The sequence below is a fragment of the Gardnerella sp. DNF01151 genome, assembly GCF_049244235.1.
In the GTDB taxonomy this organism is placed as follows: Bacteria; Actinomycetota; Actinomycetes; order Actinomycetales; family Bifidobacteriaceae; genus Bifidobacterium; species Bifidobacterium swidsinskii.
Map to the genome: position 1 here is coordinate 471472 of NZ_CP058389.1, position 26101 is coordinate 497572.

The window sequence follows — 26101 nt, forward strand, 5'->3', positions numbered from 1 at the left end:
AGTTAGCGAATTAGCGAGTAGGTAAGGAGTGCGTATGTTTGATATGGGTTTTGGTACAGGTGCAGGTTTTGGTGCAGATGCTGGTTTTGGTACAGGTGATGCGGCTGGTGACGGCTTAGAAAGCATGTACCAAGAAGTAATTTTGGATGCTGCGCGAAATCCGCATGGCAAAACTCATTTCGAAACTACGGACGCGCTTGCACAAGCGGAATTGCAGGAAGAAACTCAAGAATCTACTGAATCTGCAAAAAATACAAAATCTGCCGAAATCACCCTAAATAATACTCACGAAAGTTGCGCTGTTGCATCTGATGAAAACTCTGCTTTAGGTCAATCGCACCAATTCAATCCAACTTGCGGCGACGAAGTTACCATGCGCGTGGAGCTTTCGCGCAGCGCAAATAATGACGAAACACCAATAGTATCAAGTATTAAGTGGGACGGTCACGGCTGCTCAATTTCGCAAGCAAGCCTTTCAATGATGGTTGATCTAGTCGAAGGAAAATCAGTTGACGAAGCCTTCCAATTAGACGCGCTTTTCCACAAGCTTATGGAATCTCGCGGAGAAGGTTTGCAAAGCGAAGAGGACGAAGATGCGCTGGAAGATGCAATGGTTTTGCAAGGCGTATCGCGCTACCCAATGCGAATTAAGTGCGCGCTTTTGGCGTGGGAAGGCCTAAAAGACAGCATCGCAAAAGCTTCACAAAACTTGAATCCGCAAATTCTTGGCAGCTTGTAAAATCGAAATTTGGTACAAGCAAAGCAAGGAATATTATGGAAGAAAATCAATCGGCATCTGAGGTGATGTATGAAACGCATCCTGCGAATTTAAGCGCGAATGACATTGGCCGAGTTACAGAAGATGATATTTTAGACGCTTTACACGATGTTGTGGATCCTGAGCTTGGCATTGACGTGGTTGATTTAGGCTTGGTTTATGGCATTGAAATTGATGAGCTTGGGCGCGCAATTATTACTATGACGCTTACCACGCCTGCATGTCCGTTAACTGAATTGATTGAGGATGAGTGTGCGAATGCGCTCGCAGGCTTGGTGGAAGAGTTTCGTATTGATTGGACGTGGAAGCCGCGTTGGAGCGTTGAAAACATTAATGAGGACGGTCGCGCGCAGCTTGAGGCGCTTGGCTACAATCTCAACAGTTTGCAAGCGAATTTTGCTGCAGGAATGTACGGTTCTGGCGTAGTTGGCGCTGCGTCGATGAGTGCTGGTATTCCGCCAACTGTGTGAGTATTTGGTTGGCGTGCTGTTTTGTTTTGTTGTTTTGTTTTGAGAGCAACGTATTGCACAAGTGGGAATTATGGGCGCTGAAATAAAGGCAGTTAGTGCAAGCGGTATCTGTGATGTGCACGAAATAAGTGATGTGCGCAAAATAAGTGATGTGCACGATGATATGCGCGAAATAAGTGATGTGCGCGAAAATAGTATTCGCAAGTATGCTTTGCGCAAAATAACTGACGTTGTTTTCGACTTGCAATTGCTGGTGGATTGGGATGCGCGCCGCACTCTGGCTGCGGATTATCCGGATTTTATTGGGGAAGTGCTTTTTAGTTTCGAGCCTGAGTGGGGATTTGAGTTTCACGAGTCATTGCGCGAGGCTGGGTGGAGCAGCAAGCAAGCGCTGGATTCGTTTGATGAGCATCACGGACCGGCAGTTACGTGGCTATATCGCTTGTATTTTGAGCGTTTCGAGCGCGGTTTTGCAGGCGAGCTCGCGGATGCTTCGGCTGTGGCGCGTGAGTTGATTGCGAGCGGCGTGCGCGTGTGGGCACTTGGTAACGCTTCTTGCGATTGGTTAAATTGCGCGCGCAAAACTTGCCCAATACTCGGCGAGCTTAACGGCGTTTGTGCATCTTACGAATCGCATTTGCGCAAACCCGACGTAATGCTTTACCGCACGTTTTTGCAACAAACCGGTCTTTCCGCTGCTTCCGCGCTTTTTCTCGAAAGTGACTCTCGCGCAGCTTCTGCAGCGTCGCTGCTTTATTCTTAAGCTGCATTTCTAATCTGCGCACGCTCGGCCGCTTCGAGCGAATCGTATCCATACATTCGCACAGTATTCGCAATAATCATTTGCGTAAGATTTATATTTTCCGCGCGCAAGTTATGTACAAAACGCTGGTATTTTGCGAAAGTTGCGTCAGAATACGTGCTTAATTCGCCTCGCAAATACGTTTCAAAAGATGTATTTTCTGCCGTATCCTCGCTAGTTTTAAGCACGCGCATCGCAAAACCCAAATGCGGGTAGTGCTCGCGAAAATCCGCAGCCCACTCAACTTGCGTTAAAATAATCTGCTCCTGCGCGCTTTTTCTAGGCTCCAAAATTGGCTTAATATAAGGCTTAATCGTGCGCTCAAAAATTTCCGGCGCAGTCGACTCCATCATTCGCGCATACTTTTCCGTAATCAAATTGCCGCCGTTGCTGTTTGCGCGCTCAAGATCCTGCTTATAAGACTCCTGCAAATCCAGCGGCCACGCCAAAAACTGACTCATGCGCATAATGCGAAAAGTTGGCCAGTTTCCTTGGCAATTCGCGCGTCCGCCTTCGTTTTCTGTAAGCTGGAACTGATCCCACTCGAGTTGGGTGATTTCTTCCGCAAGTTTTTGCGCTTTTGTATTTTCTGCTTTCGTATTTTGCGCTTTCAGCTTTTCTGATTTCGGATTTTCTTCTTTCGTATTTGCTAATAAATCGCACATCATAAGCTCCTTAAGCACGCAGCGCGCGAATTAATATGCGCTTCAACGTACGGCCGCTGCCATTCTAAAAAAGTTTCGCCGCAATCGCTTAAGCCCTCGTATTGCAACTCTCGCACAATATCTTCGCAAATATTGTCAATTATTTGCGTAACTTGCTTTTGCGCAATTCCCGCTCCTTTGCCGCCTTCGCCAAAACCGTCGCCGCCGGAGCCGTCGCCGCCAAAGCAAGCAGCGGAAGAAAGTCGCATTACTGACTCAAGTTTTCCGCACACTTCCGGAAGCCTAGAAGCCATGCGATTGCTGAGCTTGCGCAATGCCGCAAACTGCCACTTGTAGTAAGGCAAGTAGCCTGCGGTTACGGGATTGTTGAGCAGAAAAACGAGGGAAGCAGTTGCGCGCACGAATTCGTTGATAGAAAGCCATGCTGCGGATGCGTCTTTGCGCGCAATCATGCGTGGGAAATTGTATTGGCCGGCTTGCGAAATCATGCCAAGTCTGCGCGAGATTAGTGAGATTCGCACGTCGTTCGGCATGAGTTTGAAGCTTTGGCGCGCTTTTGAGAACTCGCCAAGAGGATCTGCGAAAATTTTTCCGTTCGTCGCTGCTGCAAGCGTTGAGTCGCTTAATGAGAGCCATAAGTGCGGCTCGTTTGCGGCCGGGGCAGTGGGGAAGCCGGTTATATTTTCAAAAAATTCGCTTATGCGAAATATTCCGACGCGCTTGCTGCTTTCGCATGATTTTGCTCGCGGTGTTTCGTTGCGAGATTCAAAACCGGCGTATTTTTGCGGAAGTGCGTTGTAAGCGTTTTGCAAATCCGCGCCAATTTCCGCGTAATCGTCGTCAGTAAGCCACAAGCAGAATCCGGGACCAAAATCGTGGTCTCGCGAAATCTCGTCGTCAAAACCGTAACATTCCGATCCGTGACCAACTAATCCGGCTGCAATTCGATTTTTGTATTTCGCGAATTTTGGCTGATCGAGTAGGGTTTTTCCGTAAGTTTGCCAATATGATTGCGCTAATTGCATGCCGGTTTTTATGTTATGGTTTGCTTCGTTCTGGGTTGCTGCGTGTTGGTTTTCTGTTTGTTGGCTTGATGATTCTTGAATTTCTATAGATTCTTCCGTAACTTTTTCTGCCAACTCGCGCGTCTGCCGCAAATTTTCCGTCGTAATCGCGTAAGATTCGCTATCTTTTCCGTAGCATCTCGCAATCAAATCAAGTGCCTTACTGTAACTTTCCTCAGCCTGAGCGTACTCTCCGCGCGCGCACTGTACTTGCGCAAAGCCTGCCAATGCAGAAGCGTAGTGCGGCTGATTTTCGTTATTCCCCGCAATATACATGCGAACGCTGGTCGAAGCGTGTTCAAAAGCGGATTCAAGAGTTGCGGATTTGCTGTTTGTGCTGGTGTTGGGATGCGAGCACTCCTTCGAGCACTCCTTCGTATGCTCCTTCGTACACTCCTGCAGCATCGAAAGCGCAAGATTCGTGTGCGTGGCGGCAATATCGATGTCGCACTCAGGATCCGTGCTCGTATTTTGCAAAATTTCAAGCGCCTGATTAAGCTCCTCAATTGCATCATGCGTGCGACCGGTTTCGCTGTAAAGCATCGAAAGATTGTTGTGAAGCGCGGCAAGCTTGCGGTTTTTAGTGCCGATCGTTTCGGTGGATTCGTTAAGAGCTTGAGTGTAAATTTTTTCGGCGCGATCGTAGCTGCCTGCCGCGCGAAGGCTTGTGGCGGCGTTAATTAGCGTAGTTGTGCCAGCTTCCGTGCCAGCTAGCTGCATTTTGTTTGCAAGATTTAGAGCGCGATTGATGATTGGCTGATTTTTTGTGTGCTCTCCGCGCGAACGGTAAAAGCCCATGAGTTCGTTGAGAATAGACAGTTGCAGGGGATTGGCTTCGGTAAGTTTTCGCAAAAGATACGTTTCAATCGCGTCTGCGCTCGCGTGATTCGCGAACATTTCGTCAAGCTCGTTATAAAATTGCGCAGCGTCCTCCATCAAAGCCCCCTTGCTATTGCGCTTGTTCACAATCAATCGACTTCAATTTTACAGCCATGTAAAGAAACTGCCGCTTTCACGCCAAATTGCGGCAGAAACTTTACGCACGTGTAAAGGAAATATCGCCTACGCGCCTTAATTCGGCAGAAATTTTACAGCCGCGTATAGGAAATGTCGGAATTGCGTGTGCGTGGGTGGAGGGTGATTCTAGAAATCAAAAGTCGGGCTGGCGGGATTTGAACCCGCGGCCTCTTCGTCCCGAACGAAGCGCGCTACCAAACTGCGCTACAGCCCGATGCTGAAACTAGCGAAAGCATATGCGCATAAAAGTTCCAACAACGTCCGTAATGTTACAGGTTGGCTAATACAAATTATTGTAAAGCGTGTGCAAGTCGCGCAAAGCAAGTCACGCAAAGTAAGTCCCGCGTAAGCATATTGCTACAGGCTGCGGAATTTCTTTGTAAACATATCGCAAATTATCACTGCAAGTCGCGTATAAAACCTGTATTACCTACTGGCTACAATTAGCGTTTATGACTGACACCAATATTGCAATGTCTGCCGCGCAAAGTGCCGCAGAATCTGCCGCTAAAAATGCAGCAGAAAACGAAGCAACAGATACCGTCAATGAAATTGACACTGTTGAACATGCCGAAATGTTACTCGCTCAAGACGAGGCAATCGCCAAGCGCGTAAACGAAGGCGCAACCTTGGATGAAGCAATCGACCCAAGCAATAAAGAATTTGGGCCACAAGCTCATCCTGAGCAGGTACAGATGCGCGTTGCTAAGCGCGCAATGATGCTTAAGGAGGGTGTGCAGCCTTATCCTGTGCATCTTAACGTTACTGACACAATCGAAAAGGTGCGTGCTGATTTCGATGGCAAGCTTGAAGCTGGCGAAGAAACCGATACCGAGGTTGGTATTGCAGGTCGCGTGCTTTTCTTGCGTAACGCTGGCGGCTTGTGCTTTGTTAAGCTTTCTGCCGGTGACGGTACTACGATTCAGGCGATGGTTTCCAAGAAGGAAATTGGTGAGGAGTCCATTAAAAGTTTTAAGCAGATGGTGGATTTGGGTGACCACTTGTACGTTCGTGGTCGCGTGATTTCTTCTAAGACTGGCGAGCTTTCTGTATTTGCAACCGAGTGGGCGATTGCGGCTAAGGCTTTGCAGCCGCTTCCGGCTTTGCATAAGGAATTAAGCGACGACACTCGTACGCGCAAGCCTTATATTGGCATGATTGCGGACGAGAAGATTCGCGATATGGTTCGCAGGCGTTCGCGCGCTGTGGCTTCGCTTCGCCGCACTTTCGACAGTCATGACTTCTTGGAAGTCGAAACTCCAATGTTGCAAACGGTTCATGGCGGTGCTGCTGCTCGTCCATTTACAACTCACATGAACGCTTTCGACATTGATCTTTATTTGCGCATTGCGCCTGAACTTTTCTTGAAGCGTTGCTTGGTTGGTGGCATTGAGCGCGTGTTCGAAATCAACCGCGATTTCCGCAACGAAGGCGTGGATGCAACTCACGCTCCAGAGTTTACAATGCTTGAGGCTTACCAAGCTTACGGCACCTACGATACGATTGCTGCTCTTACCAAGGAGTTGATTCAGAAGGCTGCACTAGACGCATTCGGATCTACTAAGGTGACTTTGCTCAACGGCGAAGAATACGATTTTGGTGGCGAATGGAAGCAGATTACCATGTACGGCTCGCTTTCTGAGGCTTTGGGCGAGGAGATTACGCCGGAAACTTCCGTTGAGCATTTGGGTGCGATTGCAGACAAGCTTGGTGTTGAGCGCGACGAAGTGGAGAATCACGGCAAATTGGTTGAGCACTTGTGGGAGCACTTCTACGAGGATAAGCTTTACGCGCCAACGTTTGTGCGCGACTTCCCAGTTGAGACGAGCCCGCTTGTTAAGGGTCATCGTACGAAGCCTGGAATGGTCGAAAAGTGGGATTTGTACGTGCGCGGCTTTGAGCTTGCAACCGGCTATTCCGAGCTTAACGATCCTGTTGTGCAGCGCGAGCGCTTTGTTGCTCAAGCCAAGGATGCTTTGGCTGGCGATGTTGAGGCAATGGATATTGACGAGGACTTCATTGAGGCTCTCGGTGTCGGTATGCCTCCTGCTGGCGGCATGGGAATGGGTATTGATCGCTTGCTGATCGCTCTTACTGGCGCAACTATTCGCGAGACAATTACGTTCCCACTCGTGAAGCCTCTTCGCTAGTTGGTAAGTTTTAAGGGATATAAAGCCGTTGGATGTTGGTTAACATTCAGCGGCTTTTTTGTATGCGATGAGGTTGTTGCGTAGTGCTCCATTTGCGATGGGACGCTCGCGCTATAAGCGCTCGCTTACGAAACTCGCGTTGGAAGTCCACTGGACTTCCAACTTGAGCGAGTTTCCGCTCCGAGTTGCTTTCGCGCGCTGTGCTGCGCTCAAGCATGTCGTCGCGCCCGCGTTTGGAGTGTTTGGTGTGGTGTATCGCTCCAAATGTGCGCAACTTTTCTCACATTTGGAGCATTTGGGTCTGTCGTCGTAAGGCGTTAATAAACTAGGTGACTATGACATACAAATTAATATTGCTCCGACATGGTCAGAGCGCATGGAATAAGACCAATCAGTTCACTGGTTGGGTTGATGTACCGCTGACTGAGCAGGGTGTTGAGGAAGCTAAGCATGGTGGCGAGCTTCTTAAAGAGAAGAACGTTCTTCCAGACATCGTGTTCACTTCTTTGCTTCGCCGCGCTATCAATACCGCGAATTACGCGCTTGATGCAGCCGACCGCTTGTGGATTCCAGTTCGTCGCAGCTGGCGTTTGAACGAGCGTCATTATGGTGCTTTGCAAGGTAAGAACAAGTCTGAGATTCGTCAGGAATATGGCGATGAGAAGTTCATGATTTGGCGTCGTTCTTACGCAACTCCACCTCCTGAGATTGATCCAAACGATGAGTATTCTCAGACGAATGATCCTCGTTACGCAGGCGATCCAGTTCCAGAAACTGAAGCTTTGGCAAACGTTGTGACTCGCGTAACTCCTTACTGGGAGTCGGATATTATTCCAGAGCTTAAGTCCGGCAAGACTGTAATGATTGCTGCTCACGGCAACAGCTTGCGCGCAATCGTTAAGATGCTCGACAACTTGAGCGAGGAAGAGATTTCCAAGGTGAACATTCCAACCGCTATTCCTCTGCTTTACGAGTTGGATGAGAACTTCAAGCCAATCAAGCCTCGCGGTGAGTATTTGGATCCAGAAGCTGCTGCTGCCGGCGCTGCTGCCGTGGCTGCTCAAGGTCAGAAGTGAGACTCTGATTAAGTTAGCTTTGAACTGCTTAAGTTAGCTTTTACAATAAAAGTAGGTTTGCAATTGATTTGCAGACCTACTTTTTTATTCACGTTTTATTTTCGTGCGCACTTTTGAGTAACTTGAAATTGCGTAGCGCGTTTCGCTGTAACCGCTTTACGCTACAACCGTGTCTTTATCTGGCTCCGGCTTCTTGGACGGATCGAATCCGGAAACAATAAACACAATTTGCCTTGCGACGGCAACGCAATGGTCTCCAATTCGCTCAATAAAGCGGCTAAGCAGAACGACATCAATTAACTGCCTGCGTGTACCCTTCCAATTTTCGCCTTCTACCAGCTCAAAAATCTTCTCGTGCAATTTGTCGAGCGCATCGTCGCCAGCAATAATAGTTTCCGCCATTTGCACATCGCGATTTGCAACCATGGTCGTTAAGCGGCCTGACAGTTCGTGCAAGAAATCAACCATTGCAACAATAGTTTCGCGTCCTTCTTGCGCAATAGCAGATTCAGGCCAGGTTCGTCTAGTAATTTGAGCGATATGACTTGTTAAATCTCCCATGCGTTCAAACGTTGCAGCTAATCGCATTGTAGCTACAACTTCGCGCAAGTCCGTTGCCACAGGGTTTTGGCGAGCAAGCAAAGTCAAGCATTGGTCAATAGTGCTTGCTTCTAAAGCGTCTAAGTCTGCGTCTTTATCGATAACAGTTTGAGCAGCTTCCAAATCCGCGTTTAAAAGCGCGCTTCCAGCATCGTTCATAGCTTTTGCTACAAGTTCTGCCATGCGTTCGAGGTTTGAAGCAATCGCCTTCATTTCTTCGTTGAAAATTACTCGCATGGTGCGTCCTTTCTCAGTGCTGTGAGTTTATTTGAACGCCTAGTTTGCACGTCGCTATAAGTCAGGCATCCTATGTAATTATAGACGATGCTGGTAACGAAGCGACCGAAACTTTACAGCCGTGTAAAGTTTCTGCCGCTTTTTAGTTGCATAGTTACAAAAGCGCGCAAAATATGAGATTATAGGAGTATGCCTCAAGGTTCTTCTGCGGTTGTGATCGTTGTATTTGTTGCTTTCGGCGTGCTTGCGTTGTGCGTTGTGCTTTCGTTGTGTGTGTTGATGTCGGATTGGTTTTCTACAGTTTTGCGTCTTTTTAAGCGAGCGTTTAATTATATTCGTGGCGCAAGGTATGGCGCAAAGTATGACGAAAGCGACGACATAACCGACGACATCAGCGACAACGCAAGTGACGACATCAGTGACGACGCGTCCCAAGTTTTGGCAATGCTCGACATGCCAACTGTTGTCATTGATGCCAACAATGACGTAATTCGCGCAAGTTCTGAAGCTTATTTGCTGGGTGTTGTTAGCGATGATTCTCTATGTCAGTCTCGCGTTCTTCAAGCTGTTAATTCCGTACGCGCTTCTGGCGGATTCGAGCGCTTCTCTTTGGTCACTTCGACCCCTGAGCGTTATGTGTCAATAACTGCAAATCCTCAAGAGTCAACCACTGTTTCGCGCCCTAATTGGCTTACTGTTACGGCTGGAAGCATTGGAGGCGGTATTGTAGTTGTAATTATTGAGGATACGAGTGCAGCTCACCGTTTTGCGCAAACTCGCGACGACTTTATTTCCAACGTTTCTGAGCAGTTAATGCGATCTACTCGCAACTTAACTCAGCTTACGAAAGTTTTGCAAAATGAACAGGTATCTGCGCAAAAAATTAAAGATATTGCGCAAATTGCCGGTAAATCTTCCAAGAAACTTGAGCACATGCTTGAAGATTTGTTATGGCTGGTTCGCGCTCAAAATCCTATTGATTTAGATTCTGCGCAAGTATTTTCTTTGAATGATGTTTTGTCGTATGTGCAAAATCAAGTTGCTGCGTTTGCTAAGGATTGTTGCGTACGCGTCGTGTCAAAAGTCGATTCGCACTTATGCGTGCGCGGTGAAATTTCGCAAATTCAAGCTGCAGTGCGGAAATTAGTTGAGAATGCAATTACGTATTCTCCAAAAAATTCTACAGTTTCGCTATCTGCGTCACTTTCAACAGATGGTCAATACGCTGTGATTCGTGTTGTAGATCGCGGAGTTGGCATTGATTTGCAAGATCAGTCGCGAATTTTTGAACGATTCTATCGTGCGAATAATCAAAATAGTCAAAGCCAGGATGGTGTAGGTTTAGGGCTTGCAATTGCTAAGCATGTGGCACTTACGCACCACGGAAATATTACGCTTTGGAGTATGCCGGGGCAGGGTACTACCGTAAGTTTTGCGCTACCAATTGCAAATAAATAAGCAGCAAGTTAGCAAGTTAGCAAATCAGCAATAAACTATTTTCCTAAGCGCCTGTAGTCCCAGCGGTCAAAATGTTCCCAGATTAATAGCAGAACGCCAATAATTGTTCCCGATACGCAAAACAGCACAGGAAACCAAGTTGTAATATGCAATAACGCAACGATAAGCGCAATCATTGTTGCGACTAGCCACGCGATCGTTCCTATAGCAAAAACCTTTCGCAAATCAACGCGCAGCGGTTTTGGTGCTGCTTTTCGTGCATCAGGATTAACTATAGGTGCAAATTTCATACTTCCAACCATACAACTTACCGAAGTCTAAGTGTGACAAGTGCAGCTTAAGCGCGAAAATTGGCGGATTTAGGTTGTGTGCGTTTCTTACATCCTAACCACGTTGTAACCTTTCACATAGAAGATTGGAAGAAAATCAGTTGGGGGTGTAGCGTTTGTGCGCTGCGTTCCACGTTTAACATAAGAAAGTGATTAGTATGAGACATGCTGCACATGGTGCCACAAAAGCAAAGAGGCGTGGTGATTCGCCGCTTTCGCTGTTTGTAGCTCAGCATGGCGCGCATGGTGCGCATAGTGTGCGCGGTATGCGTTCTGTTCAGGCTAATCGTGTTAGTGAGCGTTTGGCTGCGGTTGCTACTAGCAATGGTGCTGTTGTAGAGCTTCCAGAAGCTGTTTCTGAGCGTTTGCAGGAGCTTGTTCCTCAAAGCAGGCGCGCGCTTAGGTTGTCTAAGCTTGCTAATGAGCGTCGTCACAATGTAATACTTTCGGCTTCTCTTGTTGCAATGGTTGGTACTGTTGCAGCTACTATGGCTTTAACTAAGGTTAATAGTTTTGATGCTCGCGCTTCCGAATTTGAGCCGTCTATGACTGCAGTTGGCGACGCATCTTCAACAGTTTCGCGTTCTAGCCAGCGCGAGTCTCTTGATCCTATGGCGACTATTAATAATGCTGTTGACTCTATTGAGAATGCTGCTAAAAAATCGCATAATGCGGGCTCTGCTGATGCTGCAAATAGCGCGAATGAAGATAGTTCTGCTCGCTCGGATTCGAAGCATGGAAACTTAGCCAATAAGGTTGCTAATTCAGTACAACCTGGCACTTTTTCTACTATATCTTCGAAGTCTGATTCGTGGAATTTAGGTTCTGATTCAGGCTTTAATATTGCGGAAATGTCGCGTTCTGCTGCGAATAATCCTAAGGTTGCTTTGTTGATAGATAAAGACTTTGACGTTTTGCCGAAGGGCTTTAACCCAAATCACGCAACTGGGGATACCGGTAACGCGTATGAGTTCAGCCAGTGCACGTGGTGGGTGTATATTCGCCGCCATCAGTTAGGTTTGCCTGTTGGCTCGCATTTTGGCAACGGAAATATGTGGGCTGATTCTGCGCGCAGTCTTGGCTATTGGGTAGATAATTCCGCTCGTCATGTTGGCGATATCATGGTGTTCCGCTCGGGTCAGGCTGGTTCTGATCCATTCTATGGGCACGTTGCAGTTGTTGAAAAAATTAATTCAGACGGTTCTATTGAAACTTCTGAATGTGGCGCTTCTTACCAAGGACGAACTTTCTCGCGCAAGTTTGACGCTAAGGAAGTTTCTCAATATCAGTTTATTCATTACTAAAGCTGCATTACTGAAGTTTCGTTACTAGAGCTGGTTTGCTAAAATTAGTTTGCTTATTACTGGCGTTGCTATTTTTCTCGTATGTAATACCCAGATGATACACTACGGAAAGTATGCTAAAACAAAGTAGAATTTTCTCAGTTTTTATATCAGCTGCCGCTGCAGCTTCAATGCTTACTGTTATGGCGCCATTCGCCATGGCAGAATCTTCGCATGAGCTTTCCGACTCAGCTGTCACTTCTACGCGCGCATTTCCAAAGGTGACGAATGTGCGTCGCGATATTTTAACTGAATCTACTTCTACTGATGTCGACGCAGATTCTCATTGGGGTGGCATAGAAAGCTTGAATGTACCTCAAACTAAGACTCCTAGCGAACAAGCTGCTGAAGTGGCACACCGTGCTTTTGCTGGAAATGTTGCTGCAAGCCGTTCTGGTTTCCGCAGTGGTGTTGAGCAGGTTCCTCTTGCTTCTGTAGTTCCTCCTGACGGTAAGTCTGTTGCTTCTCTTTTGAATTTTGCTACTCAATTCTTAGGCAAAGTTCCGTATCGTAGTGGTGGCAATACTCCTGCTGGATGGGATTGCTCCGGTTTTGTGCAGTATGTTTTTGCTAGTGTTGGTGTTTCTTTGCCTCGTACTTCTGGAGCGCAGGCAACTGTTGGAACCCCAATCCCAAGTTTGGCTCAAGCGCAGCCTGGAGATATTATCGCGAATGCGCAGCATGCTTCTATTTATGTTGGTAACGGCATGGTAATTAATTCGCAGCTTGCTGGCACTAAGTACGATCCTATCCGCTGCGTGTTCCCAGGCGGATACTCTATTCGTCGCGTTCTGTAGTTTCTATAGCTTCTGTAGAGTTTCTGTAGTCATATATCGCAAAACTGGCCAACACTCAATCTAAAATTACGCTACAATAGTATTTACAAGTTGTGCGCGAGTGACGCTGCTGTCGCAAGTGCAAGTATGAGGAGGTTGGCAATGATCCCAGAAAAAGCTGTATTGGTTGGAGTTGACGGCTCGCACGCGAGCTATAAAGCGGTTTGGTGGGCTGCAAATTACGCAAAGCATGCTGGGTTGCAATTGCAAATTGTTTGCGCTTATTCGTTGCCGAGTTATGCTGCTGTTTCTTTTGATGCCACTTACACTGCGATTGGTGACGATAATGCAGCTCATCACGATGCACAAGAAATTCTATCTAAAGCAAAAGCTGTTGCTCTTGAGCAGGGTGTTGACGCGACTACGCTAATTGTTACGGGCGATCCTTCTTCGGTTTTCGTGGAGCTTTCTCGTAACTATCAGCTTATTGTGATTGGCAATCGCGGCAAAGGTGGCTTGGCAGAGCGTTTGCTCGGCACAACTAGTTCTTCGCTTCCAGCTTATGCGTATTGCCCAATTGTGGTTGTGCCTTACACTGACGATGACGGTCAGCGTATTCATTTGAATAATACGATTACGCGTGTGGCTGTTGGCTCTGACGAGTCGAAGTGGGGGCTTAAAGCTCTTGAAATTGCGGCTGATTTGGCGGATAGCTGGCATGCTGAGCTTGATGTTATTTCTGCAGTGCCAAGAGTGCAAGGTGCTGAGGGCGATACCGCTGTTATGGGCTCGTACATGGAGGATCTTGAGGAGCGCGTGAAGCCAATTTTGCAGCGTTTGCCGGATTTGCAAATTCATCGAACTGTTGTGCCTGGTTCTGCTGTTGAAGCTTTGACTCAAGCTAGTTTGAATCATGATCTTGTGGTTGTTGGTTCTCGCGGTCGCGGTGGCTTTACCGGTTTGCTGCTTGGCTCGATTAGCCAGGGATTGTTGCAGCATTCTTCGAGGCCTGTGTACGTTGTGCCGCGCAAGTATGTGGAATTTAGTGCAGCTCAGGTTGCGGCAGCGCAAAAGCAGCATTCTGAAGCGTCTATTGACGATATTTCCGGAGTGCATGAGGTTGATGTGCCGAAGGCTGGTAAAGAAGCTGCTAAGGAGATTGAACAAACAATCGATCCGCTGCGATAATGCAACGACTGCTTGGGATAACGCTCGCGTTGCTGCGACGACCTGCTTGAGCGCAGCACAGCGCGCGCGAAAGCAACTCGGAGCGCCGAGCTTGCTTAGGGTTGAAAGCACGGTGTGCTTTCAACGCAAGCGAGGTCTGCCTTCGTCTCGATTGACGAAGGCAGGGCAGGTTAGTGTGGTTATGCTTTAGAAACTAGGTTGTGTTTTGTGTGCGCTGACGACCTGCTTGAGCATTGAATTACTAGCGTTGACTTGCTTTCTGCGCGCGTGTCTCATTTTGCCCATTTTGAGACACTGGTGCAGATGAGTTACTGCGTTATTGTCTCTGTTTGGTTGTTTTCGGACATTAGTGCAGATTGCGTACTGCATTAGGGTCTCATTTTGCTTGTTTTGAGACATTCGTGCAGATTGCGCTCGCGCTGATTACGCTCGCGCGCGAAACTCGCGTTGGAAGTCCACTGGACTTCCAACTTAAGCGAGTTTCCGCTCCAAATTGCCTTCGCGCGCTAAAATCGCAGCGCGAAAGCAGGTCGTCGCGCTGCGCGCGTGTCTGAAGACCGGCGTAGTGAAACATTTGCCGGAGTTTTTACTGGCGTTTGTTGTTGGTTTTGCCGAAGCTGACCACATTTGCCGGGGATTTTATCCCACATTTGGAGCGCGCAGGTCATCTAGTCTTGCGGCTTTTGCGGCTCTTGCGACTCCGCTTCAGTATTCTCGCGCTTTTTCAGCATAAAACGCGCGCGCCTGGCATCTCGCTTAGCTTTCTTTTCAGCGAGCTTTTCTTTATTCATCTCGATTGCGCGCTTGTAAATCTTAAGCAGCTCACGCGCTTGGCTCTTAAAATCGTTATTTTTCGAATACTCGAGCACGTTCGCCTTAAGCTGAGCCTGCTCAGCCTCGCTCATATTCAAAACTTTACTAAAAACAGTTTTAAAATCTTCCTTAGTATCCCACTGATACCCGTTTTGACCGCTGATAATCTGCTTCTCATTCGGTACATCATGCTTTACAAGCGCAAACAGACCGGAAGCCATTGCTTCTAACATCGAAAGTGAGTGCATTTCGGAAAGTGATGCGGTTGTGTAGTAGTCCATTGCGTGCAAATACTTTGGAATTTCCGTGTGAGCAATAGGCCCAAGCAAGCAAATTCTGTCGTCAAAACCATTATCTGCCACGCGCTTGCGCAACGATTCCAAATCAGGACCGCCGCCAATAACAAATAAGCGCGCTTTTTCGCGAGGAAAATCGCAATACATAAAGTTGTCAATTAATTCTGAAATATTTTTTTCAGCGCCGATTCTACCAACGAAAACAAACAGCTTAGTAGAGTCAGAAACGCCATATTTTTCGCGGAAAGCTTTGCGGAATGCAAGTCGCTCAGGCGTTGGTAGGAACTTTTTATATTCCACAGCATTATTCAGCACAATTACTTTTTTATCAACCTTCTGACGGTCAATATATGCCTGTGCTTTAGGAGACATGCTCGTAATAATTGTGGCATTTTTCGAGAATCGCATAAAATATTTCGCCGAAATATTGCGAGAGAACTCAGTAAAATGCTTTAAGCCAATGTAAAACAGGAATTTATCGTATTCTGTATGAAGCGTGTAAATAACGGGAATATGCTCTTTTTTTGCTACTTCCAAGCCGATTTCGCCAATGCCAAATTCGTTTTGAATATGAATGACATCCGGCTTAAATTTAAGAGGAAGTTGCTTTCGCATGTGACCAATCGGAAGCGCAACGCGGTATTTGTAAAGCTTTTTAAGCAATATGCCCGGAACGTAAACAACTCCATCTTCAAGCTTGGTTTTGCGCTGTTTTTCGGAGCCGACCGTGACTACTAGCACTTCATGCCCAAGCTCTTCATACATCTTTTTGAGCATATAAGACTGTGTTGCGACGCCATTTATGTACGGTGGATACGTTTCGGTAAAAATAGCGATTTTCAAAGTTTCCTCCGGTTGCATACATGCATGCGTAGCGTCATTATTGCGCAAATATCTTGTGTACTCAATTGTGCCACACGTGGTGAATTTTAGTGTGATTTTTCGCGACTTTTGGTGCGACTTTTGGCTTATTCTAGCTGCGAACCGTAACGTTTACGCTAACTTGCGCGCCTTTTTCGAGCGTATGTTTAACAGTACAACCCCTGGAAATGTGGCGTTCCATGCGCTCTTTTAGTGCGGACGCATCTTCCTGGCTGAGTGCAGGTTTTGCGCAAGTTGCGTCAAGAGTGACGTCTTCTTGAAAACGCAAGTATGTGCCTTCTTCCGCGTCGTACGTGCCGTTTACTACAACTCGCGCTCCAGCACCCTCTCCAATAGCGTGTTCTGCAGCGTACTGGCTGCTAAGAGCTGTGCAACCAGCTAAAGCGATTTGCATTAATTCAACCGGGTTGAACATGCCTTCGCCGTGACCAAACTTCAAGCTCACACCGTCGTCGCTGTGTGCTTCCCAAGTGCCGTCTTCGTTGCGCTCTACCCATAATCTTCTAGACATTTTTGCTCCTTTGCTGTAGTCGTATTTGTTCATGTTATCGTAAGGATTGTAACTTTGCGTTCAATTGCAGAAGTTAGCGTTTTGCGCGGTAGGCATATGGTTTTACGAGCGCGATTCTTTAAATTTATTAGCACTTTGTTAACATGGCAGCATGGCTTTAACAGAAGAAGAACTTGCCGCAATTCGCGCGCGCGTACCACAAAAACCGCTTTCCAGCATCCCAACTCCTTACGAGGATTTAGTGCGAAAAATCCTTACGGAAGGCACTTTAAAATCAGATCGCACCGGCACTGGCACAATCTCACTTTTTGGCCAGCAAATTCGTTTCGATATTAGCAAATACTTCCCGCTTATCACCACGAAAACCGTGTTTTTCAAAGGACTTGCGTACGAGCTGCTTTGGTTCCTTAAAGGCTCGAGTAATGTGCGTTGGTTGCAAGAAAACGGCGTTCATATTTGGGACGAGTGGGCGGACGAAAACGGCGATTTGGGCCCTGTTTACGGCGTGCAGTGGAGGAGTTGGCCGGCTTCGACAGCGGAAAATCCAAACCGCACAATCGACCAAATCGCAAACGTTCTGGATCTTATGAAGAATCACCCAGATTCTCGCCGCATGATTGTTAGCGCTTGGAATCCTGCGGAAGTTGAGCATATGGCGTTGCCACCATGCCACTCGCTTTTCCAGTTCTACGTTGCCGACGGCAAGCTTTCGTGCCAGCTTTACCAGCGTTCTTGCGATATGTTCCTCGGCGTGCCGTTTAACATTGCGTCCTACTCGCTTTTGACGATGATGATGGCTCAGCAGGCAGGTTTGGAGCCGGGTGAGTTCGTGTGGACGGGCGGCGACTGCCATATTTACGACAATCACGTTGAGCAGGTGCTTGAGCAGCTTTCGCGCGAGCCATACCCGTATCCGCAGCTTGAAATTCGTAAGGCGGATTCGATTTTTGACTACGATTACAGCGATTTTAAGGTGGTTGAGTACAAGCATCATCCGACGATTAAAGCGCCGGTTGCGGTGTGATTGATTGCGGTTTGATTGGTTGCGAATTATTTTGCTTGATTTAGTTTAATTTTTAGCTTGATTTAGCGTGTGAGGTGCGTATATGGCAAACAGCGTGTCGCATAATTTCCCTGTGCGACTGATTTGGGGCGAGGCTTTTGGTTTGGACGGCAAGCCAGGCGCGATGGGTGTAAACGGAGGTATGCCGTGGCGACTTTCGCCGGATTTGCGCTATTTTAAGGCGATGACTATCGGTTGCCCTGTGATTATGGGTCGTGGCACGTGGGATGCGACGCCGCCGAAATTCCGTCCGTTGCCTGGGCGTGAAAATATTGTTGTTACGCATAATTCGGATTTTGTGGCGGATGGAGCGCGTAGTTTTACTAGCATTGACGCGGCTTTGGATTATGCGCGCGAATGGCTGGAAAATAGGGAAGCGCTGGAAAATCAGGAAAGCGCATCTCAAGACTTGCCGCAAGACTTGCCGCAAGACGGCTCCGCAATCTGGGTTATTGGCGGTGCTGCGATTTTGCGCGAGATGCTCGCGAATTATCACGCGGACGCAGCTTACGTAACGCAAATCGATGCGAAAGTTGCAGCGGACACGTTTGCTCCGAACATTCATGCATTAGTTGATGCAGGAAAATGGCATGTTGCGCGCGAAGGCGAGTTTGAGGAAGCGCCGCTGAAAGTTGGTAGCGAAAGCAATCCTGCACGATACCGGTTTATGGTATATGAGCCTGCTCAGTAAACGAGAAATCGCAAAGTAAACGAGACAGCAAAATAAACGAGGAAATATGACTGAAGAATCAAGCAAAATCAAGGTCGACGCGCGTCGCCCATACACTGTTATGACGGTTTGCACAGGTAATATTTGTCGCTCGCCAATGGCGGAAATTGTGTTGCGCAACGAGTTTCAATTGAGGGGATTGGGTGACGTTGTTGCCGTGCGTTCCAGTGGTGTAAGCGACGAAGAGTACGGAAATCCGATTGACCGTCGCGCGCAAAGGGAATTAACTAAGCGCGGATATGGGCTTCCTGCTTCGCATTTTGCGCATCGAATTGAAGCGGATGAGATTGCGGAAACGAACCTGTTTTTGCCTATGACGGCTTCGCATATGCGCTCGCTTTTGCGTTTGTTGCCTGTGCAAAAGCGCGAACTTGTGCATATGTATCGCGCGTTTGATCCGTCGCTTCCTAAGCCGCAGCCTGGTCGCGAGATGTTGCTCGACTTGGCTGATCCGTGGTACGGAGGTCCTCGCGAATTTGAGGTTGCGATGGATCAGGTTGAGCAGTGCGCGCCTTATATCGTCGATTGGGTTGCCGCGCGCATTGAGAGGGCTGACTAAACTAAACGCTCCAAATGTGAGGTAACGCTCGCGCTATAAGCGAGCACTTATAGTGCGAGCGTTTGCGAAAAAGTTTGCGGACATAGTTTGGGTATAATTTATAGGTATAGTTTTACAAGCATCAATTACCGCTCTGTTACTTTTAGTTGGGAGGATTTATGGCAGGTTTGGCTGTCGAAGACGTGCGCGCTCGCGTGCAAAACGCCTGGAATGACGTAGTTTCCGTGCTGAATAAGAAGATTTCGCTGGCTGCGGTGTCGGCTAAGGGCATTGCTGGTGAGCATATGCGCAAGTCCGCGCAATACGTGGCTGGGGTATTGCGTGAGGTTGGTATTGACGCGCGCGTTGAGCAGTCCACGAATCCGGACGGCACTCCAGGAGCTTTCGAAGTTGTGGGCTCTCGCATCGTAAACCCAAGCGCGCCAACGGTTTTGCTCTACGCACATCACGATGTGCAGCCAGTGCCGAACCCATCCGAGTGGGAAACCAACCCATTTGAAGGCACAGAGCGCGACGGTCGTCTCTACGGACGCGGCTCAGCTGACGACGGCGGCGGAATCGCAATTCACTACGGAGCTTTGCGTGCACTAAGCGACGATTTGCGCGTAAATATTAAGGTTTTCATCGAAGGCGAAGAGGAGATGGGCTCGCCAAGCTTCATCCCGTTCATTGAATCGCATAAAGACGAGTTCGAATCCGACGTAATCATTGTGGCTGACTCCGGAAACTGGTCTGCCGAAATCCCAAGTCTTACAACGAGTTTGCGCGGAAATACAGACGTAGACGTAAAGGTTAAAGTACTTGGTCATCAAGTGCATTCCGGCCAGTTCGGCGGTCCGATTTTGGACGCTTACACGCTCGCTTCCATGCTTATTGCCTCGCTTTACAACGAAGCTGGCGACTTAGCAGTTCCTGGAATTGAAGCACAGGAGCCGGTTGGCGGTTTGCAGCGCGATTTGGACGAAGCACAAGTGCGCGCCGACGCTTCCGTGGTCGATTCTTACAAGCTTGCAGGCACCGGTTCTCTCGCCGCGCGCATGTGGACTAAGCCAAGCCTTACGGTAATCGGCATGGACTCGCACCCAGTTGAGGGCAGTTTTAATGTGATTGCGCACGAAACTAAGCTGCGTCTTTCGCTTCGTACCGCGCCTTCGCAGCGTCCGGAAGAAGCGCAAAAAGCGTTGTGTGACTTTTTGGTATCTCACGCGCCTTTTGGTGCAGAAGTTACTGCAGAGCCGATTGATAACGGCATGGGTTGGGCAATGGATCCGGATGCTGTTGCAACGAAGGATGCGCTTGCTTCCATGCGCGACGCTTTCGGCGTGGAGCCGGTAAACAAGGGCGAGGGTGGTTCGATTCCGTTTATTCCGGAACTTCAGCGCATCTTCCCGAAGGCGCAGGTGCTGGTGACGGGTCCGGAAGACCCTAAGTCTAATGCGCACAGCCCGAACGAGTCGATTTCGCTTTCTGGATTGCGCGGCAATATTGTGACGGAAGCTCTGCTTTTGGATCGATTGGGCGAGTAATTCTGGCTAATTTTGCGCGAAGGCGGCATAAACTTTGCAACACTGTAAAGTTTCTGCCGTTTTTTGATATGTACCCCTTTTTCTTTACATGCGCGTAAAGTTTCTGCCGTTTTTGTGGCGATTCCCGACCGAAACTTTACGTTACTGTAAAGTTTCTGCCGTTTCCGCCGCGTCTGCATGCGTCTAGTCTGTTGAGTAATCTGCAAACATGACATGGAATCCATTTGCAAAGAAAACTGCCAATAATGAGGGCGCGTCTACTCCTTCGTTGCAAAAGAAAGTAGCGGATGCAGAATCGTCTGTAGCGACGAAATCTCGCGAAAAAAACACCCCAACTCCTAAGCGCAACGCGGCTCAAGCGCAAAATCTTCGTCCGCTTGTTCCAGCTGATCGCAAGGCCAGCGCAAAGCAGGCTCGCGCTAGAATCAGGCAGCGCGAAAATATCCAATATAACGCAATGCGCACTGGCGATTTGGCGCATATGCCAAAAATTGAGCAGCTTCCGTGGCGTGTGTATATTCGCGATTACGTGGATGCTCGAATTAATATTGGCGAGTTTTTCATACCAGTTGCAGTGTTGATTATGATTTGCTTGTTTGCGCTATCTAAATTTGTGATTGTTTATTTTGTTTTTGCAGTGTTCTTGTACGCGTATTTGTTTGCATCTGTAATTGACATGTTTGTTATGTGGCGTAAGTTGCGTAAGGAGCTGATTCGTCGTTTTGGTGATGTGGCTGTGTCGCGCAAATCGCGTTCCGGCATGTACGCATTCAGCCGCGCTATGCAGCTTCGTCGCTGGCGTTTGCCTAAGCCGAGTAGCGCAAAGCGTGGTAACTGGCCGAAGTAAGTGCAAAAGTAAGTGCAAATTTATTAATATTTGCACAAGCTACTATTATTATTTGGGATACTCAAAATAACGCGAATATCATGGGGTAAACGCATGGCACAAGATAAAGCACAAAGCAAATCGCAAGGCGCGTCTCAAGGCGCGAAGCAAGGTATGAAGAAGCCTAAGAAAAAGCAGGGCATGTTCTCGCAGATCATACGTATTTATAAGTACACGCATTCTGACGACAAGCAGCTGCCTTTGTGGTTGTCTTGCGCATTTGCTGCGCCGATTTTGGTTGCTGTAATTCTTGGAATTGTATCTCGTTGGTCCATTTTGATGTGGATTATGATGCTTATTACAGCGGTGATGCTTGGTTTGCTGCTGTTTACTGTTGTGCTTACGAAGCGTGCAGATAAAGTTGGTTACGCAAAGTTGGAAGGTCGCCCGGGTGCGGCTGCCGGCATTATTTCTGCGATTAATAAGGGCGGTTTTACTTTTCCGCAGCAGCCTGTGTGGGTGGACGCGCGCACGAAGGATGCGCTTTGGCGAGGCACTGGTTTTAACGGAATTTTCCTCGTTGGTGAGGGTAATTACGAGCGTTTAATGCATGCTATGGATCGACAGGAGCACGCTATTAAAAGCGTTACTGCCGGATCTAATATACCTGTATACCGTATTGCTGTTGGTAATGGCGAAAATCAGGTGAAGCTTAAAGAATTGCGCGGAAAGGTGTTGCGCTCGAAGACGCTACAGCCTGTGAAGCACAAGTTTGCGTTGTTCGATAAAATTCATCCGAACCGCCGATTCTTCCTTACTAAGACAGAGCTTGCGATTTTGAATGAGCGTTTGCGCACGTTGCAAAGCAAGAGTGGATTTGGCATTCCGAAGGGCATCGATCCAACGCGTCCTCAGCGCATCAGCCGTCGTGCAATGCGCGGTAAGTAAATTAAGTAAATTTTAGTGTTTTAGCCTTATTGTTGCGTGCGTAAGTGGCGTTTGTTCGTCGCTTGCGCACATTTTTATTGATGCGACGACCTGCTTGAGCGCAGCACAGCGCGCGCGTTTGGAGGGTTGGCGTCGACACAGTGCCGTACAATCGTCAATCGACACGGGTGCTCTGTGTTCTCGCTTATGCAAGCGTGAACATTCAGAGCTGAGAGAAAACCGCTTGAACGTGAATCCGGGTAATACCGGCGCACGGAGGTCTGTTTTTCCCGTGCCTGGAGAGGTGTTGCAAGGTTTCTTTGTAACGCAAAGTATTGCATGTAACGCATCGCAATGTAACGCGTTTGACGCACAGCATCGTAATGTACACATGTAACGCAAAATATTGCATTGCGCACAATGTAACGCATTGCAACACGTAACAAGAAAGGCACATTTTTATGTCAGAAGAAAATTATCAGTCCAACATGCAGTGGCGTGTTGCAGACATCGCAGTTGCTTCCGTAATTGGCGTTGTTTCTGCTTTTATTTATTGGGTTGTTGCCATTTTTAGTGAGGTTCCATGGACTGCGCTAAACAGCATTCTTCCAGGTTTTGCAGGTCTTATTAACGGTCTTTGGCTCTTCGCTGCTCCTTTGGCCGCAGTAATCGTGCGTAAGCCGGGTGCTGCTATTTACGCTGAAGTCGTAGCTGGCGTGCTCGAAGCTTTGATGGGCAATCAGTGGGGTGGTGCTGAAACCTTCGCTATTGCAGTAGTTCAGGGTTTGTTTGCTGAAATTGCGTTCATTATTTTCGCTTACAAGAAGTGGAATTTGAACACAATGATTCTTTCCGGCGCATTGACTGGTATTGGTTGCTGGGGTTACACCTTCCTCGGTAAGTTGCAGGCTGTTAGCGTATTCGGCAAGTATGGTCTTCCATACTTCGCCAGCACAGTGGTTTCCGGAATTGTGTTTGCTGGTGTTTTAATGTGGTTCTTGTATGTGGGAATCGCTAAGACCGGCGCGTTGGATCAGTTTGCGTCCGGTCGCGAAATACGCGAAAAATAGCGAATAGCGTATTAAGAAATAACTAAAATCTATCATTGCCATAAAGGATTTACTATGCCTGATGCTACTCAATCGCAAGAATCTGAAACTTTCCTTCCAACAGATTTAAGTGATCGCAAGAGTATCAGCAACGCTAGTGACGCAAGTAGAGCTAGTGATAACGCTTCTAACGCAAGTAACGCTGAACTTTGTTTTGAAAACTGGGGTTATCGTCATGCTTCCCGTCGCGCTTTTGCTGTGCGCGGGTTGGACCTCACGATTAAGGCGGGGCAGCGCGTGTTGCTGCTTGGTGCATCAGGCATCGGTAAATCCACGATTTTAAGCGGCGCGGCAGGTCTTATTGGCAATGATTTTGTGGCGAAAAATAGCGCAAAATCCCAGCAAACCACTCTCGTCGAAGATGCCGATGGTGGTGTGAGCGAGGGTTGCGTTTTGGTTGACGGCGTGCCGGTTCGACGTGCGCGCGGTCGTGTTGGTTTGGTTTTGCAAGATCCGGATGCACAGGCGATTTTCCAGCGTTTGGGGGATAACGTTGCGTTTGGTCCGGAAAATATGAACGTTCCGCGCAGCGAGATTTGGGATCGCGTGCGCAAAAGTCTTAAAGAAGTTGGGTTGGATGGCTTGCAATTGCATCGCTCAACTTCGCATTTAAGTGGCGGTCAGATGCAGCGTTTGGCGCTTGCTGGCGCGCTCGCTATGCAGCCGAGTGTGCTGCTTTTGGACGAGCCGACTGCGAATTTGGATCCGGATGGCACGCAGCAGATTGTTGGTGCTGTGCGCGCGGTTTTGGATTCGACGCATGCCACGATGGTGCTTGTGGAGCATCACGCGGAACCGTGGATTGACATGATTGACCGCGTGGTTGTGCTTGGGCTTGAGAATGATGAAGCTGCGAACGGAAAAGCTGCGAACAACGAAACCGTTCACGACGACGATATTGCGCGCGTGGCTTCTTCGCGCACGGTGATTGTGGCGGACGGCACGCCAGACGAGGTGTTTAATCGCACCGATTTGGACTTTGAGGATCTGGGTATTTGGCTTCCGGAACGCTACAAGAAAAACGTAAAATCTTCTGCAAATGAATCTTCCGTAAGTAATTCTTCCGCAAATGCAGAATCTTCTGAAAAATATTACGAAAACTGCAGTCCAGCAGAAGGCTACGGAGAAGTGCTACTTTCCACGAAGGACCTCGCAATCAGCCATAATAGCGAGCCGATTGCGCGTCACATCAATCTTGAGTTTAAAGCCGGGCAGATTACGGCTTTGGTCGGCGCGAACGGTGCTGGAAAATCAACGCTTTCGCTCACTTTGGCTGGTCTTTTGCCGGCAGTAAGCGGCGAGGTTGTGGCGAGTGATGCTCTTGCTCAAGGCACGAATGGTACGGATCCAATGAAGTGGAAGTCGCCTGATTTGGCGAAGCGCATTTCGTACGTTTTTCAGAATCCGGAGCATCAGTTTGCGTGTGGTTCGGTGTTGGATGAGGTTATGTTGGGGCCGCTTCGCACGGGTGTTTCGGCAGATGAGGCGCGAGTGAAGGCTCAGGAGTTGCTGAAGCGATTCCGTTTGGCTCGTTACGCGAAGGCGAATCCGTACACGCTTTCGGGAGGTGAAAAGCGTCGTCTGACTGTGGCGGCGTCGCTTGCTGCGGCTCCGCGTGTGTTGATTTTGGATGAGCCGACTTTTGGGCAGGATCGCAAAACTTGGTTGCAAATTATTCGCTTGATTGCAAGCCTTCGCAGCGAGGGTGTGAGCATTATTGTGGTGACGCACGACCGTGAGCTGGTTGAGGTGTTGGGTGCGCGCTTGGTTGAGCTTGTGCCGGATGTGAAAGCTGAAGCTGCTGAAATGAGTGCTGCTGAAGTGAGTGCTTCCGAAGTGAAATCTTCCGAAGCGCTTTCCGCAACTACCGGCGCAACAGACATTTCGCGTATCAAAGTGAGCGCTGTAAACAATCGCGACGAGGAAGCGAAACTTTCAAGCAAATCGCCGCTTCTTGCGTCAATTAATCCAGTATTTCGCATTTTTGGAGCGTTCGCGGCTTCGATTCCGCTACTTTTTACGCTTGATTGCGTTTCTGCTTCGGTTGCGTTGCTGCTGGAATTTGTGATTTTTGCGTGCATTAAGCTTCCGCCATGGCGTGTGATTCGCCTTTCGTGGCCTGTGTGGGTGGGTGCGCCGACTTCCGCGCTCACTGTGTTACTATACGGCAAAAGTGGCGGAAATACTTGGTTCCAGTGGTGGCTGATGCATGCTACGGATCGTTCGGCTATGCTGGCTGTTGCAACTTCGCTTAGGATTTTGGCGATTGGCGTGCCGTCGATTGTGATGGTGATTGGGCTTGATGCTACGGATTTGGCGGATGCTTTCAGTCAGGTGCTACATTTGCCGGATCGATTCGTGTACGGCGGTTTGGCTGGAATTAGGCTGTTTGGCGTGCTACAGGATGATTGGGCGGCGCTGACTGCGTCGAGGCGTTCGCGCGGTTTGGGTGATGAGCATCGCGTGAGGGCGTTCTTCCCGCAGTCGTTTGCGCTGCTTGTGCTTTCGATTCGACGTTCGACGACGCTCGCTACTGCTATGGAAGCACGCGGTTTTGGGGAGTTGGTGCGCGTTCGCACGCTAGGGTGAGTCGTGTGCGTGCACGCGACTGGTGGATTTTTGCTGTGTGCGCGATTGTGCCGTCGGTTGCTGTTGCGGCTGCGCTTTACTTTGGCACCTTTGCCTTCCTCGGTGGCGCGTGATGGCTGTGCGCGCGATTGCGTGCGCAGGCGGCATAAACTGCGCGCGGCTGTAAACTTTCTGCCGTTTTTTCGCCTCGCATCCCCAGTCACAATCTAGTTTCTAAAGCACAACCATACTAACCTGCCCTGCCTTCGTCTTTATTAACGAAGGCAGACCTCGCTTGCGTTGAAAGCACACTGTGCTTTCAACCCTAAGCAAGCTCG

At 48.5% G+C, this 26101-nt stretch carries 22 protein-coding genes, 1 tRNA gene and 1 pseudogene; 17 read left to right on the forward strand and 7 right to left on the reverse strand.

The features are described 5' to 3' along the window. The first annotated feature begins 34 nt into the window (after positions 1 to 34). From sufU to HXT37_RS02110, 3 genes are all read left to right on the forward strand, one after another. The gene (sufU, locus tag HXT37_RS02100; protein WP_415705547.1) at positions 35 to 739 is read left to right on the forward strand and encodes a Fe-S cluster assembly sulfur transfer protein SufU; all 705 of its coding nucleotides are present in this window, start codon (positions 35 to 37) and stop codon (positions 737 to 739) included. 35 nt (positions 740 to 774) lie between these two features. Then, on the forward strand, positions 775 to 1248 hold the full coding sequence (locus tag HXT37_RS02105) for a metal-sulfur cluster assembly factor (protein ID WP_076002660.1): 474 nt from the start codon (positions 775 to 777) through the stop codon (positions 1246 to 1248). A 70-nt stretch (positions 1249 to 1318) separates the two neighbouring features. Next, entirely contained in the window at positions 1319 to 2011 is a 693-nt protein-coding gene (locus tag HXT37_RS02110; protein ID WP_180963732.1) for an alpha/beta hydrolase, read from the forward strand. Here the strand turns inward: HXT37_RS02110 and HXT37_RS02115 are convergent. The 3 genes from HXT37_RS02115 to HXT37_RS02125 all read right to left on the reverse strand — a co-directional run bounded on the left by HXT37_RS02115 (position 2008) and on the right by HXT37_RS02125 (position 5010). Further along, positions 2008 to 2718, reverse strand: a complete 711-nt coding sequence (locus HXT37_RS02115) for a DUF4125 family protein (RefSeq protein WP_318255928.1) — start codon at positions 2716 to 2718, stop codon at positions 2008 to 2010. The two genes, HXT37_RS02110 and HXT37_RS02115, sit on opposite strands and share 4 nt — an antisense overlap. Continuing rightward, complete coding sequence (locus HXT37_RS02120) at positions 2715 to 4715, reverse strand: DUF4037 domain-containing protein (RefSeq protein WP_102703389.1); 2001 nt, start codon at positions 4713 to 4715, stop codon at positions 2715 to 2717. The genes HXT37_RS02115 and HXT37_RS02120 overlap by 4 nt, the downstream gene beginning before the upstream one ends. Positions 4716 to 4936: 221 nt before the next feature. Continuing rightward, positions 4937 to 5010, reverse strand: a tRNA-Pro gene (locus HXT37_RS02125). A gap of 238 nt (positions 5011 to 5248) precedes the next feature. Between HXT37_RS02125 and lysS the strand changes: the two genes are divergently transcribed. Together lysS and HXT37_RS02135 are read left to right on the forward strand one after the other, a co-directional pair. After that, on the forward strand, positions 5249 to 6946 hold the full coding sequence (gene lysS, locus HXT37_RS02130) for a lysine--tRNA ligase (protein WP_421779664.1): 1698 nt from the start codon (positions 5249 to 5251) through the stop codon (positions 6944 to 6946). Positions 6947 to 7281: 335 nt separating this feature from the next. Beyond that, positions 7282 to 8022 (forward strand): phosphoglyceromutase, encoded by a 741-nt coding sequence (locus HXT37_RS02135; protein ID WP_410310986.1) that lies wholly within the window; start codon positions 7282 to 7284, stop codon positions 8020 to 8022. A gap of 156 nt (positions 8023 to 8178) precedes the next feature. Here HXT37_RS02135 and phoU read toward each other — a convergent pair whose 3' ends face one another. Continuing rightward, the gene (gene phoU / locus HXT37_RS02140) at positions 8179 to 8859 is read right to left on the reverse strand and encodes a phosphate signaling complex protein PhoU (protein ID WP_103013925.1); all 681 of its coding nucleotides are present in this window, start codon (positions 8857 to 8859) and stop codon (positions 8179 to 8181) included. Between the two features lie 189 nt (positions 8860 to 9048). Here phoU and HXT37_RS02145 point away from each other — a divergent pair, with 189 nt between their 5' ends. Further along, complete coding sequence (locus tag HXT37_RS02145) at positions 9049 to 10317, forward strand: sensor histidine kinase (RefSeq protein ID WP_421779667.1); 1269 nt, start codon at positions 9049 to 9051, stop codon at positions 10315 to 10317. A 35-nt stretch (positions 10318 to 10352) separates the two neighbouring features. Here HXT37_RS02145 and HXT37_RS02150 read toward each other — a convergent pair whose 3' ends face one another. Beyond that, the gene (locus HXT37_RS02150) at positions 10353 to 10619 is read right to left on the reverse strand and encodes a DUF2530 domain-containing protein (protein ID WP_004110629.1); all 267 of its coding nucleotides are present in this window, start codon (positions 10617 to 10619) and stop codon (positions 10353 to 10355) included. A 185-nt stretch (positions 10620 to 10804) separates the two neighbouring features. Here HXT37_RS02150 and HXT37_RS02155 point away from each other — a divergent pair, with 185 nt between their 5' ends. The 3 genes from HXT37_RS02155 to HXT37_RS02165 all read left to right on the forward strand — a co-directional run bounded on the left by HXT37_RS02155 (position 10805) and on the right by HXT37_RS02165 (position 13953). After that, positions 10805 to 11950, forward strand: coding sequence for a CHAP domain-containing protein (locus HXT37_RS02155; RefSeq protein WP_116773805.1), 1146 nt, complete (start codon positions 10805 to 10807; stop codon positions 11948 to 11950). Positions 11951 to 12063: 113 nt separating this feature from the next. Beyond that, positions 12064 to 12786, forward strand: coding sequence for a C40 family peptidase (locus HXT37_RS02160; RefSeq protein ID WP_064621906.1), 723 nt, complete (start codon positions 12064 to 12066; stop codon positions 12784 to 12786). A gap of 141 nt (positions 12787 to 12927) precedes the next feature. Continuing rightward, on the forward strand, positions 12928 to 13953 hold the full coding sequence (locus HXT37_RS02165; RefSeq protein ID WP_004105206.1) for a universal stress protein: 1026 nt from the start codon (positions 12928 to 12930) through the stop codon (positions 13951 to 13953). Positions 13954 to 14621: 668 nt separating this feature from the next. On the opposite strand, the gene HXT37_RS02170 is transcribed toward HXT37_RS02165, so the two are convergent. Together HXT37_RS02170 and HXT37_RS02175 are read right to left on the reverse strand one after the other, a co-directional pair. Beyond that, positions 14622 to 15923 (reverse strand): glycosyltransferase, encoded by a 1302-nt coding sequence (locus HXT37_RS02170; protein WP_033888593.1) that lies wholly within the window; start codon positions 15921 to 15923, stop codon positions 14622 to 14624. 112 nt (positions 15924 to 16035) lie between these two features. Beyond that, entirely contained in the window at positions 16036 to 16455 is a 420-nt protein-coding gene (locus HXT37_RS02175) for an OsmC family protein (RefSeq protein ID WP_004119211.1), read from the reverse strand. A gap of 151 nt (positions 16456 to 16606) precedes the next feature. On the opposite strand from HXT37_RS02175, the gene HXT37_RS02180 reads away from it, so the two are divergent. From HXT37_RS02180 to HXT37_RS02215, 8 genes and pseudogenes are all read left to right on the forward strand, one after another. After that, positions 16607 to 17479: a thymidylate synthase gene (locus HXT37_RS02180; protein WP_119504571.1), complete on the forward strand. Its 873-nt coding sequence runs from the start codon at positions 16607 to 16609 to the stop codon at positions 17477 to 17479. An 82-nt stretch (positions 17480 to 17561) separates the two neighbouring features. Continuing rightward, positions 17562 to 18209, forward strand: a complete 648-nt coding sequence (locus HXT37_RS02185; protein WP_421779671.1) for a dihydrofolate reductase — start codon at positions 17562 to 17564, stop codon at positions 18207 to 18209. Positions 18210 to 18255: 46 nt separating this feature from the next. Then, positions 18256 to 18807, forward strand: coding sequence for a low molecular weight protein-tyrosine-phosphatase (locus tag HXT37_RS02190; protein WP_421779673.1), 552 nt, complete (start codon positions 18256 to 18258; stop codon positions 18805 to 18807). A gap of 158 nt (positions 18808 to 18965) precedes the next feature. Continuing rightward, positions 18966 to 20333 (forward strand): dipeptidase, encoded by a 1368-nt coding sequence (locus HXT37_RS02195; protein WP_421779675.1) that lies wholly within the window; start codon positions 18966 to 18968, stop codon positions 20331 to 20333. 208 nt (positions 20334 to 20541) lie between these two features. After that, positions 20542 to 21180, forward strand: a complete 639-nt coding sequence (locus tag HXT37_RS02200) for a DUF3043 domain-containing protein (protein ID WP_421779677.1) — start codon at positions 20542 to 20544, stop codon at positions 21178 to 21180. Between the two features lie 153 nt (positions 21181 to 21333). Continuing rightward, complete coding sequence (locus HXT37_RS02205; RefSeq protein ID WP_041160554.1) at positions 21334 to 22107, forward strand: DUF4191 domain-containing protein; 774 nt, start codon at positions 21334 to 21336, stop codon at positions 22105 to 22107. 440 nt (positions 22108 to 22547) lie between these two features. Continuing rightward, positions 22548 to 23156 carry an ECF transporter S component gene (locus HXT37_RS02210; protein WP_004105192.1) on the forward strand — a complete coding sequence of 203 codons (609 nt, stop codon included), beginning with the start codon at positions 22548 to 22550 and terminating at the stop codon, positions 23154 to 23156. Between the two features lie 54 nt (positions 23157 to 23210). After that, a pseudogene (locus HXT37_RS02215) lies at positions 23211 to 25897 on the forward strand (ATP-binding cassette domain-containing protein). The last annotated feature ends 204 nt before the right edge of the window (positions 25898 to 26101 follow it).